Source organism: Psychrobacter sp. TWR1-1-1 (assembly GCF_049895865.1).
Classification (GTDB): Bacteria; Pseudomonadota; Gammaproteobacteria; order Pseudomonadales; family Moraxellaceae; genus Psychrobacter; species Psychrobacter immobilis_A.
Map to the genome: position 1 here is coordinate 19,644 of NZ_JAFCTE010000018.1, position 13,622 is coordinate 33,265.

Annotated in this window: 11 protein-coding genes; 10 read left to right on the forward strand and 1 reads right to left on the reverse strand. The window is 42.4% G+C overall.

Features of this window, described 5'->3' with window-relative positions:
- The first annotated feature begins 408 nt into the window (after positions 1 to 408).
- From ACP69U_RS12510 to ACP69U_RS12545, 8 genes are all read left to right on the forward strand, one after another.
- Positions 409 to 1,146: an SDR family NAD(P)-dependent oxidoreductase gene (locus ACP69U_RS12510; RefSeq protein WP_109589208.1), complete on the forward strand. Its 738-nt coding sequence runs from the start codon at positions 409 to 411 to the stop codon at positions 1,144 to 1,146.
- A 57-nt stretch (positions 1,147 to 1,203) separates the two neighbouring features.
- Entirely contained in the window at positions 1,204 to 2,919 is a 1,716-nt protein-coding gene (locus tag ACP69U_RS12515; protein ID WP_426138672.1) for an NAD(P)/FAD-dependent oxidoreductase, read from the forward strand.
- A 41-nt stretch (positions 2,920 to 2,960) separates the two neighbouring features.
- Positions 2,961 to 3,941 carry a DUF1365 domain-containing protein gene (locus ACP69U_RS12520; RefSeq protein WP_426138673.1) on the forward strand — a complete coding sequence of 327 codons (981 nt, stop codon included), beginning with the start codon at positions 2,961 to 2,963 and terminating at the stop codon, positions 3,939 to 3,941.
- Positions 3,942 to 4,024: 83 nt separating this feature from the next.
- The gene (locus ACP69U_RS12525; protein WP_426138674.1) at positions 4,025 to 5,518 is read left to right on the forward strand and encodes a class I SAM-dependent methyltransferase; all 1,494 of its coding nucleotides are present in this window, start codon (positions 4,025 to 4,027) and stop codon (positions 5,516 to 5,518) included.
- Positions 5,519 to 5,619: 101 nt separating this feature from the next.
- Positions 5,620 to 6,030 carry a DUF2177 family protein gene (locus ACP69U_RS12530; RefSeq protein ID WP_087815779.1) on the forward strand — a complete coding sequence of 137 codons (411 nt, stop codon included), beginning with the start codon at positions 5,620 to 5,622 and terminating at the stop codon, positions 6,028 to 6,030.
- Positions 6,031 to 6,156: 126 nt separating this feature from the next.
- A complete protein-coding gene (locus tag ACP69U_RS12535) occupies positions 6,157 to 6,702 on the forward strand; it encodes an acyl-CoA thioesterase (protein ID WP_087815776.1) in 546 nt (181 codons plus the stop codon).
- Between the two features lie 99 nt (positions 6,703 to 6,801).
- Positions 6,802 to 7,923, forward strand: coding sequence for a cation diffusion facilitator family transporter (locus tag ACP69U_RS12540; protein WP_314885916.1), 1,122 nt, complete (start codon positions 6,802 to 6,804; stop codon positions 7,921 to 7,923).
- A 15-nt stretch (positions 7,924 to 7,938) separates the two neighbouring features.
- Positions 7,939 to 8,643, forward strand: a complete 705-nt coding sequence (locus tag ACP69U_RS12545) for a DUF2059 domain-containing protein (protein WP_314885917.1) — start codon at positions 7,939 to 7,941, stop codon at positions 8,641 to 8,643.
- A 184-nt stretch (positions 8,644 to 8,827) separates the two neighbouring features.
- Here ACP69U_RS12545 and dps read toward each other — a convergent pair whose 3' ends face one another.
- A complete protein-coding gene (gene dps / locus ACP69U_RS12550; RefSeq protein ID WP_314885919.1) occupies positions 8,828 to 9,310 on the reverse strand; it encodes a DNA starvation/stationary phase protection protein Dps in 483 nt (160 codons plus the stop codon).
- A 371-nt stretch (positions 9,311 to 9,681) separates the two neighbouring features.
- On the opposite strand from dps, the gene uvrB reads away from it, so the two are divergent.
- Together uvrB and ACP69U_RS12560 are read left to right on the forward strand one after the other, a co-directional pair.
- Positions 9,682 to 11,793, forward strand: a complete 2,112-nt coding sequence (gene uvrB, locus ACP69U_RS12555; protein WP_426138675.1) for an excinuclease ABC subunit UvrB — start codon at positions 9,682 to 9,684, stop codon at positions 11,791 to 11,793.
- A gap of 223 nt (positions 11,794 to 12,016) precedes the next feature.
- Positions 12,017 to 13,069: a histidinol-phosphate transaminase gene (locus ACP69U_RS12560; protein ID WP_314886390.1), complete on the forward strand. Its 1,053-nt coding sequence runs from the start codon at positions 12,017 to 12,019 to the stop codon at positions 13,067 to 13,069.
- The last annotated feature ends 553 nt before the right edge of the window (positions 13,070 to 13,622 follow it).

The window sequence follows — 13,622 nt, forward strand, 5'->3', positions numbered from 1 at the left end:
ATAACCGTTAATAAAGACAAGCGCTTTTAACAGGTTGGATATTTTCATGATAAATACGCTGACTAATCAGCCCTTTAATGTAAAGCTATTTTTGATTTTTAGTATTGTAGCATGCCGTAATTAGGCTGTCTTATAAGGCTAGTAACATAAAACGACAGACCTAAGAGCAATTTTTTCAGTGCGCGAGAGTAGACAGGTTCAGTCAATTAAGAGACGCATTGATTGCGAAACCACAACAATAAATCGATAGCCGTGCGCTATGATTGTTTAGATTTAATAAATAAAATGGATGATACCTTAATAAGAAAAGGTTAATGCCATCAGCTGACTAAAGATGATAAGCAAGTATTTGACACCTGAATGCATGGTGAATTTTGTACTATCAGCACAAATAAAAGGACGTTTACGATGACTGACTCTACTAAGAAATTACATATACTTATTACTGGCGCGACGTCTGGTATTGGCAATCAATTGGCAAAAGACTATCTACTAGACGGTCATCATGTCTATGCCGTTGGTCGAGACGATAGCGCATTGGCTGAGCTTGAGTCATTAGGCGCAGAAACGGTTGACTTAGATCTCATGGATCGGGATAAAGTTATCGACGCTTTTGAAAAAATTGAAGAGGTTGATTTGGCGATTTGTGGCGCTGGCATGTGCGAATATTTGGACATGCCAAACTTCGATAGCGCCTCGTTTATGAAAGTGATGTCGGTAAATATGGGTACGTTGTCACATGCTATCGAAGGGATATTGCCAAAGCTAATCGCCTCAAAAGGTCGCTTGGTTGGCATTGGTTCAGCATCTGCTTATGTGCCATTTGCTCGTGCCGAAGCTTATGGCAGCTCAAAGGCTGCCATCCATTATCTAATGAAAACTTTGCAAATTAGCCTTGCACCGCATGATGTGTCGGTAAGCTTGGTGGTGCCTGGTTTTGTCGAGACGCCAATGACTAAGCAAAATGATTTTCCCATGCCCTTTATCCAAACAACAGCGCAGGCAAGCCAAGCTATTCGTGATGGTATCGCGAGTGGTCACGATGTGATTGAATTTCCCAAAAAGCTCACTTTACCGTTAAAGGTATTGGGTACGTTGCCAGATTTGGTGTGGCAGCAAGTCAGTGAAAAAATTAATAAAAAATAGCTTATATTGAAAAATTGCAAAAAACAAATTACTAAAAATATGGAAAGGAACGCATCAATGCTGTTTAACCGCCGTAAACGTAAGAATATAGAGACAGTCTCTCATGAAGCCAGCAGCCTCTCAAAACAGACGACTAACGCTCAAGCTCAAAAACGTATTGCTATCATTGGCTCAGGTGTATCAGGATTGACTTGCGCTCATTATCTGGTGGCGCAACATGAAGTGACAGTGTTTGAGGCTAATGATTATATTGGCGGGCATGTAAATACCATCGATGTGGCGCTACAAGATGGCAAAAAAGCAAAAAGCAGCAATGTGGAAAACAGTGCCATAGATACTGGCTTTATCGTCTTTAATGAGCGTACTTATCCCAATTTCTTTCGGCTACTGCATGAGCTGCAAGTGCCGTTTCAATCGACTGATATGAGCTTTTCGGTAAAGAATACGGCGCGCCATTTTGAATACAATGGTCACACGCTCAATACTTTATTATCGCAGCGTAAGAATGTTTTCAATCCAAAGTTTTGGCAATTTATCAAAGATATTTTACAGTTCAATAAGCATATCAAGCAGCTACGCCAAGACTACGAAATGGCACGTACTAAAGAGCAAGATGTTAGCATTTTTACTGAGCAAACACTGGGCAGCTATCTCACAGAAAAAAGCTATGGCAAGCTTTTTATAGACAACTATCTGCTGCCAATGGTTTCTGCCATTTGGTCAACCAGTTTGCGTGAAGTACAAGACTTCCCACTGGTGTTTTTTGCACAGTTCTTTGACAATCATGGCTTGCTCGATGTGGTTAATCGTCCGCAGTGGTTTACGATCAAAGGTGGCTCAAAACAGTACGTCAATAAGTTGATTCCACGCTTCATCAAAGCGGGCGGTAAGGTGAGAGTAAACAGTCCAGTCCAGTCTGTGGTTCGCGATGGTGAGCAAGTATTATTGACGGTTCAAAATAAAAGCATTACTGACAACAATATCGAAAGCTTGAACGAAAAATTGGTATTTGACGAAGTTATCTTTGCTTGTCATGCAGACACCGCACTCAAAATTTTAACAGACGCCAGTAAGGATGAACATGAGGTGCTGAGTCATTTTCGCTTTAACAAAAATACCGCCGTACTGCATACCGATATCAGTGTCCTACCGAACAAGCCATTGGCATGGGCCAGCTGGAATTATCTGATTGATGAGAATCTCGCAAATCAAAAAGCGCAAACATCAGCAAAACCAGTGCTGACTTATCACATGAATATTCTGCAACGCCTGACCAAAAAGCACAATTATTTGGTTACGCTGAATCCAGAAACCGTTCATGAAAATATTGACGATAAGCACGTCATCAAGCGCATCGATTATAGCCATCCTGTGTTTGATAAAGCGATGATTGAGGCGCAAAGCAGATGGTCGAGTATCTCTGGTAACGACATGCACACACATTTTTGCGGTGCCTATTGGTTTAATGGTTTTCATGAAGATGGCGTACGTAGTGGTCTACGTGTTTGTCAGGCGCTCGGTCATGATATTGCTATAAAGGACGAGGTTGATCCGACTCATCTGCCTGATGCCGAGAGCGCACATACGCCGTTTCGTTATAAAGACCTGCCGGTAAAGGCAGATAGCAAATTGCGCACACTTAATAAGCGTGAGGTGGTCACGGCGCTCACCAATCAGGAGTTGATTGAGTACATTGAACGTTTACAACCGACTGTTAAAAGTGATGAACCAAAGCGAAAGCGTCGCTTATTTGGTCGTCATAACGTGCAGTGATTTTGGCAGTGAAATCAACGAACACTATTGAAGAGAATGCTATGTCTATTGAAACCGACACGCCTAATAAGCTGTTACCCCATCAGTTGTTTCATGGGACGACTTGGCACAGTCGGTTACTGCCAAGTGTGCATAAATTTGCGTATCCATACCGTTATTGGGGCATCAATATCAGCGCATTGGCTAAAGGGCTGGATCTTCCTGAAGTAAGTATAGGTATGAGTAGTAAAAATAAGCTTTTAAAAAAGTTGCTTTCAAAAGGGCGTCTGGTCAAAGGATTGCCATTATTTTCAGCAAAGAAAAAAGCCTTGCAGCAGTTTTGTCCTGATGATTACTTACAAGGTCTACCTTTACAAGAGTTAAATAGCCTAAGTAATTACTTAATAAATGATAAGCAGGATAATTGTCGTTCAAATTCTGTTCAAGCAATTAATCATCGCTTAAACCAAGCGTTTACTGAGCAAACGGGTAGTGCGCCAACAGGCGATATTATTGGGATGCTCGTTTGCCGCAATGCAGGCATATGTTTTAGTCCAGTCAATTTTTATTTAGGTTTCGATGAGCAGCAGATACCATCCCATTTATTGGCTGAAGTCTCTAATACACCGTGGGATAAGCGCCATTATTATGGGTTTACACTCAATGGCGCGAATACTGAATTTTGTCATAATAAAGATTTTCATGTCTCACCTTTTAACCCGATCGATCAGCTATATCGTTGGCAAGTTAAGGTAAAACAACAGCCGGATAATTGCTTGCAAGTTCGTATTGCTATCGATATCAGCGATGAGCGCGGTGAGGTATTAAAAGCGGGTATAAAAATGGCTGGCGTTCCAATGACCGCCAGAACGATTCGCAACAGTTTGCGAAAAAACCCGCTAATGAACATGACCTCTGTAACCCGTATTTATTGGCATGCTTTCAAGCTTTATGCGATTAAAAAAGTACCTTATATTCATTATGATGAAAAACTGGCCGATAGCCAACAGAACAAAGCACCGACTCCAAAAGATATTCTTTGATAGTTGAAGGGCTAACGATCAGCCAAAGAAATTTATCAGCTTAACGCTTAAGCATAGAGCATTTAAACAAGGATGAATATACGATGTCAGCACGACCAACCGACCGAGCACCCGTTTCGATATTAGGGAAATTGACCGCACAGATGAGTAAGGTCGTCAATGAGAGCGCCGTTTTTCAGCCCGTCAGTGCGGGAATGAATAAATTGGCAAGAAAACTCATCTTTCGTGCATTAGCGCATATCCAGTTTGGTAGCTTGACTATAGTCGAAGCATTCGATGAGCAAGCACCTAATACCGTCAGCTTTGGTAAAGTATCCGATAGTGTCGCGAGCAGTTCGGCAGTGGGTCGCCATTCACTACACGTCACCTTGATGATTCATGATCCTGCTGTCTATCGACAGCTGTTGCTTGGCGGCTCTATTGCGCTAGCAGACAGCTATATCAATGGTGAGTGGGATACGGACGATTTGACAGGGCTGATTCGGTTGGCAGCGCGTAACTTGGCGGTGTTGAATAAATTAGAAAATCGCTTTGCAGGTGTGAGTAAGGCGTTTGAAAAAGCGAAGCATCGGCTACGTAGCAATGATCAGTCTGGTGCCAAGTCCAATATTTTAGCGCATTATGATTTGGGCAATGATATGTATCAGCGGTTTTTGGACGATACGATGATGTATTCAGCAGCAGTATATCGTACGCCTGATGTATCACTGAGCGCAGCACAGCAGCATAAACTGGCGCTCATTTGCCAGCGATTACAATTGACGCCTGATGATCATGTGATAGAAATTGGCACAGGGTGGGGCGGTTTTGCTATTTATGCCGCCACACATTATGGCTGTCACATAACGACGACGACCATCTCTGATGCCCAGTATGATGAGGCGCAGCGCCGAGTCGATGCGGCAGGACTGTCTGATAAAATTACCCTGCTGAAGCAAGACTATTGTGAGCTGACAGGGCAGTACGACAAGCTAGTCAGTATCGAGATGATTGAAGCCGTTGGGCACGAGTACTTACCGACGTTTTTTGCCAAATGTAATAGCTTGCTCAAACCCACAGGGCTGATGGTGCTGCAAGCGATTACTTTTAACGATCAAAACTACCAAGATTATGTTAATTCAGTTGATTTTATCCAGACGCACATTTTCCCTGGTGGTTGTTTGCTGTCTAATCAAGAGCTAAATACACAGTTTACGGAACAAACCGACATGGTCATCAAGCAGCTACATGATTACGGTTTTGACTATGCTCATACCTTGCGCGACTGGCGTGCGGCGTTTATGGCACAGCGTGAAGAAATTAAGGGGCTTGGTTATGATGATGCCTTTATTCGCTTGTGGGATTTTTATTTTTGTTACTGTGAAGGTGGGTTTTTAGAGCGCACCATCGGCGTGGTACAGTTGACCGCAGTGAAGCCAGACAATATTGATGTGATGCATTTCTCTGATTTGTCTTCTCATGACACTCTCACCGATGAGCAAAGCAGCCGTCTGATTCACGATATTATGAATTCTAATGAAAGCGGTAATGTTAACAGTGATGGCCAAGACGCCTCCAAACGAAACATAGCGTCTTAACAAGTTGGGTTTCAATAGGCAGTGTCTTAACAAGCACTGACTTAACAAGCGATGATGGAAATAAGCTGGGATTAAAAAACGCTAATTAAAAGGATGTGGTTATGGGTTATGTACTTATATATCTGGCTGCTGTGCTTATATTTTTGGGTATTGACGCAGTTTGGCTCAAGACTATGACTGGCTTATTTTACGAAAAGCGTATCGGGCATCTGCTTGCCGATGAGCCAAACATGATTGCTGCTGGCGTGTTCTATATGTTTTATCTACTGGCTCTCTGTGTCTTGATTTTATATCCACAAATCAAAGCAGGCGCTTCGATTGGTCATATATTCTTGCTTGGTGGCCTAATAGGGCTGATGGCTTACGGTACTTATGACTTTACCAGTTTAGCGTTGTACAAAGGTTTTACACTGGATACAGCGTTGGTTGATTTTGCTTGGGGCGGTATCTTGACAGGTTCAGTGAGCGCCATTGTCGCTTGGCTTGCTTATCGTTTTCATTGGTTGAGCTAAAGTTAAATAGCTTAAGATTTACATAACCTAGACCATTCAATGACAGAGTGCCGTTTGTGCTCTCTTGTGAGCTGCTGTATAAATGATACTTACTATCAAAACGCCCTAAATCATTCAAGGATTTTTATGCCGCAATACAATACCAGCTCGACTGCCAAAAAAGCCCCGTTAAATCATGAGTTATATATGTCGATACTGATGACGCCTGATATGGCGAATTTTATTGGCAATGTGCATGGTGGTGATTTGCTTAAGATGCTTGATCAAGTCGCATATGCTTGCGCCAGTCGCTATAGCGGCAATTATGTGGTGACGCTGTCTGTCGACCAAGTGATGTTCCGTGAGCCTATATATGTTGGCGAATTGGTTACCTTTGCGGCAAGTGTTAATTATGTGGGAAATACTTCAATGGAGGTCGGCATTCGCGTCGAAGCAGAAGACGTTCGAGCCCGTACTGTACGCCATACCAACAGCTGCTATTTTACGATGGTCGCTATTGATGATAATGGCAAGCCCACACCTGCGCCGCCACTTGATATCAAAAATCCCATGCAGCAATGCCGTGCTGATGCCGCACTAGAGCGTAAAAACCTGCGTCTGGAAAGCTCGCATCGACCCAGTTGTGATATCAGAGATATGGTTGGTGAGCTGGCTAATTGTCATGATCGTTAAGACAAATAGACCCTGCATAGTCAGTTAAACGGCTCTCAATTGGTCTATTGATCTGGTTAAATACATATCTGCGTTCAAAAAGCCTATATCGAGATTATTATGAGCTTAAAACCATCGGAAGCCGAGTCACCTCCTACTATTTCTCATCAGTCAGCGCCGCGTAATAGCCGTGCTCGAGGCGCTGGCACGCTCATTACAGACGCCACTTCTAATGGTAATTCTCATTCTGTATTAGACAGTTCTGCTAAGTCTACAACCAATAAAGACCAGCAACATTCCGCTTCATTGGTAACGGTATTAATTGCCGTTGGAGCCAACATTATCATTGCGATTGCCAAAACGGTAGCAGCATTTATGACGGGTTCTGCTTCTATGATCGCAGAGTCAGCGCATTCGTGGGCAGATGCAGGTAACGGTACTTTATTAATTGTCGCCGAGAAAAAGGCGATCAAACCTGCTGATGAAAGCCATCCCCTCGGCTATGGCAAAGAAGCTTATGTCTGGTCGATGATTGCCGCTTTTGGTGTCTTTATGGCAGGTTCCATTGTCTCCATTTATACTGGTATCACCGAGTGGAATGCTGCGGAAAGCGAGACCAACTATACCATCGGTTTTATTGTATTGGCGATTGCGTTTGTGCTCGAAGGGTTTTCATTAGGGCAAGCTTACTTACAAAGCAAAAAGCATGGTGAAGCGATAAATGTCAGCGCCATTGGCTATGTGGTCGATACGTCAAATCCAACTTTACGTGGTGTATTCTTTGAAGACTTGGCAGCTGTCATCGGCTTGGTTGTCGCTGCTGCTGCCATGGGTATGCATGCTTACACGGGACAGCCGTTTTGGGATGCGCTCGGCTCCATCATTGTCGGAATATTATTGGGTGCGGTAGCCATCTTTTTAATTAGCCGCAACCGTGACTTTTTGGTCGGTTATAAAGTATCAGAGAGGATACATGGCTATGCATTGAGCGAGTTACTCAATCATCCAGATATCGATAGTGTGTCGTACTTACATTTGGAGTGGGTGGGACCCAAAAAGATATTTATGGTGGCGGCAGTCGATATCGCTGGCAATCAAAAAGAAAAAGAGATTGCCCAAAAATTCGAAATTATTGAAAGTCAGTTTCGTGCCAATCCTTTATTTCAGGAAGCTATCCTGACATTATCTGTACCCAATGCTGAAACTTTGAGCTTACCCAATAGTTATAATCAAGATGCCTGATAAAGAGAAACTAATATGAAACTAAGTCTTCAGTCTGCTATCGAGAGCCCTGTTGGGCGTTCAATCATGGTTCGCTCATTAAGTATGGCCGTTATCACTATTAGCGCAGTAGCCAGTCTGACTCAAGCACAGGCTGAGCTGGTAATTCATAATGAGCCTGCTCAACAGCAAAGCGTAAGTATCAATAGAATAAGTGTGAATAGCGCTTCTATTAACAATACCGCTTTTATGAATAATATCTCCCCAACAGATACGTCTATTGTGAAGCTGATGGAAGTGATGCATATTGATGAGCAAATAGAATCTATCGTTAACGGGCAACAAGCGGCTATTAATGCCATCAATGTACAAACGCAAAATCCTACTGAGTCAGTAGGTGATGGTAAACTGAATAAACGTCAACAGGCGCTACAAGAGCAGATTCAAAAAGTGCTGGGTCAATATGCCAAGATAATGACCAATACTATCGGTGATACCACTGACAAGCAGACGTTGACGCAAGCATATATTAACGCGGCAAAAACTTACTATACGCAAGCGGAAGTTGATGCTCAAATTGATTTTTATGATACGGTGATGGGTCAAAGCATCTTGTCGAAACAGCCACAGATGACAGCGGCATTTCTAAAGCAATCTTTGCCTGAGGATACCAGTGAGACAGAGGCGCAGCTGGGTGAGCTTTTACCGCAGATGCAACAAATAATCCAAGGTGTTTTTTAACTGACAGCTAATAACTGACAATTTAGCTATTTTAAAGCCCGTTTCTGAGCGCGAATCTTAAAGTTATTACACATAAATTAGTACACAAAAAAAAGGTCACTATAAAAGTGACCTTTTTTGCTGATATGGACTATCTTATTGATATACCTGTTTTATTGGTATAACTGGGTTAGGTACAAAGATATTATTTCTTTGGTGCATTGGCACCGATGAACCATGCATCTTTATCGACAGTACGGCTTATTTCCGTTAATAGGTCAGCGGTATCTTCGTCACCCGCATCACCAGCAGCATTAATCCCTTCACGCAATGATGCCGCAATGGTCTTATAACGATTGGTAAGCTCACGAACATGCTGATCGACTTCAGTAATATCAGTAGGGTAAGTCTCGAGGATAGAGTCCTCAACGACGCGTTTAGAGATACCATTGGCTTTACCGCCAAGGATAACAATACGCTCAGCAACCGTATCATAAGCTTCAGTCAAGCGACCATAGGTATCATCTAATAACTGATGCACACCGATAAAGCCAGTACCTTGCAAATTCCAATGACATTGCTTACTGTCCATACTCAAATCAATGAGATTCGCTAGATTAGCGTTCAATAAGTCGATCATTTTCTTTGCGGTTGCATCATCTATTCCACTTGCGTAACGTTCTCTCATGTTCTACTCCATTATGTGTATTATTTTAATGAAAATCTCATTTGTTGTTATTGGTATCTTACTAATGAACTACTTGTTGATTCGTTATAAATAATAGCAGCTTAAATGAAGATTGAAAGCCTCAAGCGTTAGGCTTTATTAGGTGGTCGTGTAATGAGTTTGTTAATCATGAAAAGCTTTGTAAATTTAGCGGATGCTGTGTGCGTTTTTTATAACGAAGGTACTATTTATTCGTTATAAATAGGGCGTGTGACGTCATATCTAGATGCTAATATTGTAAGAGAAGGTGACAAGATAAAACCCTTAATTACCTTTAAAAACCCTAGCTTAGACCCCACATTGTAATAAACCTTCAGAAGAAGAAAGCCATTATGCGAATGCCTGAACCGCGCTCGTCGCGTCAGTTAAATCAATTGGCCACTCAGCTCCAAGGTGAAGCTGAAATTAGTGGTGTTAATGCGTCAGGGACGCAAATATCAAGTCGTGCTTTTGAGATGGTCACAGAATTTGAGCCAGCAGGCGATCAACCGCAAGCAATTGAAAAGCTCGTCAACGGTATTAATTCTGGTATGGACGAGCAGTTACTACTGGGTGTAACGGGCTCGGGTAAGACCTATACCATGGCAAAGGTCATCTCTGAGACGCAGCGTCCAACCATTATTATGGCGCATAACAAAACGCTTGCCGCGCAGTTATATGGTGAGTTTAAGTCATTTTTTCCAAACAATGCCGTTGAGTACTTTGTCAGCTATTATGACTATTATCAGCCGGAAGCCTATGTCGCGGCGAGTGATACATTTATCGAAAAAGACAGCGCCATTAACGATCATATTGATCAGATGCGTCTGTCAGCCACGCGTGCACTGCTTGAGCGCCGTGATGCAATTATTATCGCTTCAGTATCTTGTATCTATGGTTTGGGTGATCCAGAAAGTTATTTAAAAATGCTGCTACATGTCGTCGTCGGTGACAAAATAGACCGTACTGCGACTATTAAGCGGTTGGTTGAGATGCAATATGAACGTAATGAGCTCGACTTTGGGCGTGGTACTTATCGTCTGCGTGGCGAGCTGTTAGATATTTATCCTGCTGAGTCTGAGCAGCTGGCGGTACGTGTGCATTTATTTGACAATGAAGTGGAGAAAATCACTTGGTTCGATCCATTAACAGGTAAGACGGTACGTAGCGTGCCACGTATTACTATCTATCCAAAATCGCATTATGTGACGCCGCGTAATAAACTGGAAGCTGCCAGTCATACGATTCGGGCCGAGCTTGAGCCGCGCTTAGAATATTTTCGTGATAATAACAAGTTGATTGAAGCACAACGTCTCAAAGAGCGTACTCAGTATGATCTTGAGATGATTCAGCAGCTCGGCTACTGTAACGGCATCGAAAACTATTCACAGCATCTGTCTGGTCGTCCATCAGGAGAAGCACCGCCGACCTTGTTTGATTATATTCCAGAAGATGCGCTGCTGTTCCTTGATGAGTCGCATGTGACCGTCTCGCAGATTGGGGCGATGTATAAAGGCGATAGATCACGTAAAGAAAACTTGGTGAATTATGGCTTCCGTCTACCAAGCGCAATGAATAACCGCCCGATGAAGTTTGAAGAATGGGAGCGCATCAAGCCTAAGACCATATATGTGAGTGCCACGCCTGCATTGTATGAGCTTGAACACAGCGAGCAAGTGGTCGAGCAAGTCGTCCGTCCAACGGGTTTGATTGATCCTGAGATTGAGATTCGTCCTGTATTGACGCAGGTCGATGATGTGTTATCAGAGATTACTAAGCGGCGCGAAAAAGATGAGCGCGTACTGATTACCACCTTGACTAAGCGCATGTCAGAGGATTTGACCAGTTATCTAAAAGAGTACGACGTCAAAGTTGCTTATCTGCATTCGGACATTGATACTGTCGAGCGTATGCAAATCATTCATGAGTTACGTACAGGCGTGCATGACGTACTGGTCGGCATCAATCTATTGCGCGAGGGTTTGGATATGCCAGAGGTATCGCTAGTAGCGATATTTGATGCTGATAAAGAAGGCTTCTTGCGTTCTGAGCGTGCTTTGATTCAGACCATTGGACGAGCCGCGCGTCACATCAATGGTAAGGCTATCCTTTATGCTGATCGTATTACCAATAGTATGCAAAAGGCGATAGACGAGACCGATCGTCGCCGTGAAAAACAAGTCGCTTTTAACCTTGAGCACAATATCACCCCAAAAGGCGCGCGTCGCAGTATCACCGATAAAATCGATACAGGTGACGATCAGAATGCCAATGACAATCAAGTAATTCCAATCAAGAGCAATCTGCCTGATGTTGATATTAGCATCTTACGCAGTCCTGATTTGCTGGCGAAAGAAATCAATCGTCTTGAAAAGCTTATGAAGCAGATGTCACGTGATTTGAAGTTTGAAGATGCGGCGAAAACGCGTGATAAAGTGTTAGAGTTAAAGGCGCATTTGATTTAGATGGTAAGGTTTAGAATATAAAAACAGTAGGGCGGGTTAACAGATAGTTAGCTCGCCTTTTTTATGGTCTTCTTATCAGCAAAAAAACCTCGTTTTTGTTCGAGATTATTAATAACTAATAATTGGTCATATCAAAACTTGTGTTTATACCAAATGCCCCTTAATATGATATCAATGAGCAATATGAACTTATAACAACGGACGTTGAGGCACATAATTCATCATGAAAAATAATAAATTCTTAGAATTAAATGCGAATGAAAACTCACTAGGCATGGCAGATTCTGCCAAACAAGCCATTATAGAATCTTTAGGTGAGGGCTTTCGTTATCCAGATAATCCACGCGCGGCGCTCATTAGCAAAATTGCCACCATCCATGGTGTGGCAGAAAACCAAATCTCCTTAGGCAATGGCTCGACTGAAAATATTCGAGCTACCTTACAAATGTTGCAAAACAAAGCACTAAAAGCGGGCAAGCATTTTCAGATGGTAATTCCTGTGCCAACGTTTGATTGTGCAGAGATGTATGCAAATTCCATTGGCGTGCCTGTGGTCAAGATACCGTTAACCGCTGAAAACTATGATTATGATTTTGATGAGCTACAAAAAGCTGCTGACGATTTTGATGGCATCAGCCTGCTCTATATTTGCAATCCAAATAATCCAACTGGCATCATTACATCAACGTCAAAGCTTAAAACTTGGGTAAGTAAGGCGCCAGACAACCATTACTTTTTATTAGACCAAGCTTACTTGGAGTATGTGTCAGATCCAAGCTTTGAGAGTGGTATTGAGTGGGTGAAACAAGGGTTATCAGACAACCTTATTGTTATTCATACTTTCTCAAAGTTATGTGCCTTAGCAGGTATGCGAGTGGGCTACGCGGTTTCTAATCCGCAAGCTATTGAGAGTGTCGAAGCGTTTATGTCTATGGACAATACCAACTTGTCAGGTGCGGTTGCTGCTATTGCCACGTTAAATGATGCCAAGTTTTTAGCGCTCAGCTTACGCAATACCAATCAGTCGCGCCAGATGATTGAGACGGTATTAGACGATCTTGGATTGCGTTATTTACCCTCACAGACCAATTTTATTTTTCATGAAATAAAAGGTGATTTAAAAACATACATCGATAGAATGCGCGACCATGGCATCAAGGTTGGTCGCGAGTTTCCACCTATTACAGGCTTCAATCGCTTGACGCTTGGCACGCCTGATGAGATGGTAGCATTTATTAAAGTATTAAAGCTGTTCCGTGAAAAAGGCTGGGTCTAAGTAGTGTATTAAAAAATTGCTAATTTGAAATATCGATAAACTAGCAAGAATAGCGCGTGTCCTCAATTCAATCGATTACTTGCCAAATGGGCTAAAAATGGCTAAATTTTGCCAAACATCGTCAAATAGCTTGTTAATATCTTGATATTATTTGCGCTACTTTCCTTGTTTTACGGCAATTTATCTCATGTTTATCACCATTTTTAAAATGAGGACATGCCCTAGCATTAGCAAAAATGTTAAGAATTTTACAAAGTGAGTTGCCTATAGGGTAGCTCTTTTTTATTTAATGGATGCTATCAATAAGTGAGCATCTTACTCATAACAGCTGCTAAAGAGTTTCATCGCTCAGAGCGCTTGTAATCAGGGTAAATGCCACTTACCATAACCATTATTATCCGAATGCATCTCACCATCCATATATAAACCCTACTAAATAGACCTCTTGCAAAAGTAGCAGAGGGTTTTACAATAACTAATACATTCACAACTAGCTAAGAACCATGCCAAACATAGATAAGCTACTCGAACAAAATAACGCAGGCTTCAAACG

Excerpts from the sequence above, each read along its gene's own strand:
- ACP69U_RS12560 (WP_314886390.1), top strand. The coding sequence starts at position 12,017 with ATGAAAAATAATAAATTCTTAGAATTAAATGCGAATGAAAACTCACTA.
- dps (WP_314885919.1), bottom strand. The coding sequence starts at position 9,310 with ATGAGAGAACGTTACGCAAGTGGAATAGATGATGCAACCGCAAAGAAA.
- ACP69U_RS12540 (WP_314885916.1), top strand. The coding sequence starts at position 6,802 with ATGAGCTTAAAACCATCGGAAGCCGAGTCACCTCCTACTATTTCTCAT.
- ACP69U_RS12545 (WP_314885917.1), top strand. The coding sequence starts at position 7,939 with ATGAAACTAAGTCTTCAGTCTGCTATCGAGAGCCCTGTTGGGCGTTCA.
- ACP69U_RS12530 (WP_087815779.1), top strand. The coding sequence starts at position 5,620 with ATGGGTTATGTACTTATATATCTGGCTGCTGTGCTTATATTTTTGGGT.
- ACP69U_RS12510 (WP_109589208.1), top strand. The coding sequence starts at position 409 with ATGACTGACTCTACTAAGAAATTACATATACTTATTACTGGCGCGACG.
- ACP69U_RS12520 (WP_426138673.1), top strand. The coding sequence starts at position 2,961 with ATGTCTATTGAAACCGACACGCCTAATAAGCTGTTACCCCATCAGTTG.
- ACP69U_RS12535 (WP_087815776.1), top strand. The coding sequence starts at position 6,157 with ATGCCGCAATACAATACCAGCTCGACTGCCAAAAAAGCCCCGTTAAAT.
- ACP69U_RS12515 (WP_426138672.1), top strand. The coding sequence starts at position 1,204 with ATGCTGTTTAACCGCCGTAAACGTAAGAATATAGAGACAGTCTCTCAT.
- uvrB (WP_426138675.1), top strand. The coding sequence starts at position 9,682 with ATGCGAATGCCTGAACCGCGCTCGTCGCGTCAGTTAAATCAATTGGCC.
- ACP69U_RS12525 (WP_426138674.1), top strand. The coding sequence starts at position 4,025 with ATGTCAGCACGACCAACCGACCGAGCACCCGTTTCGATATTAGGGAAA.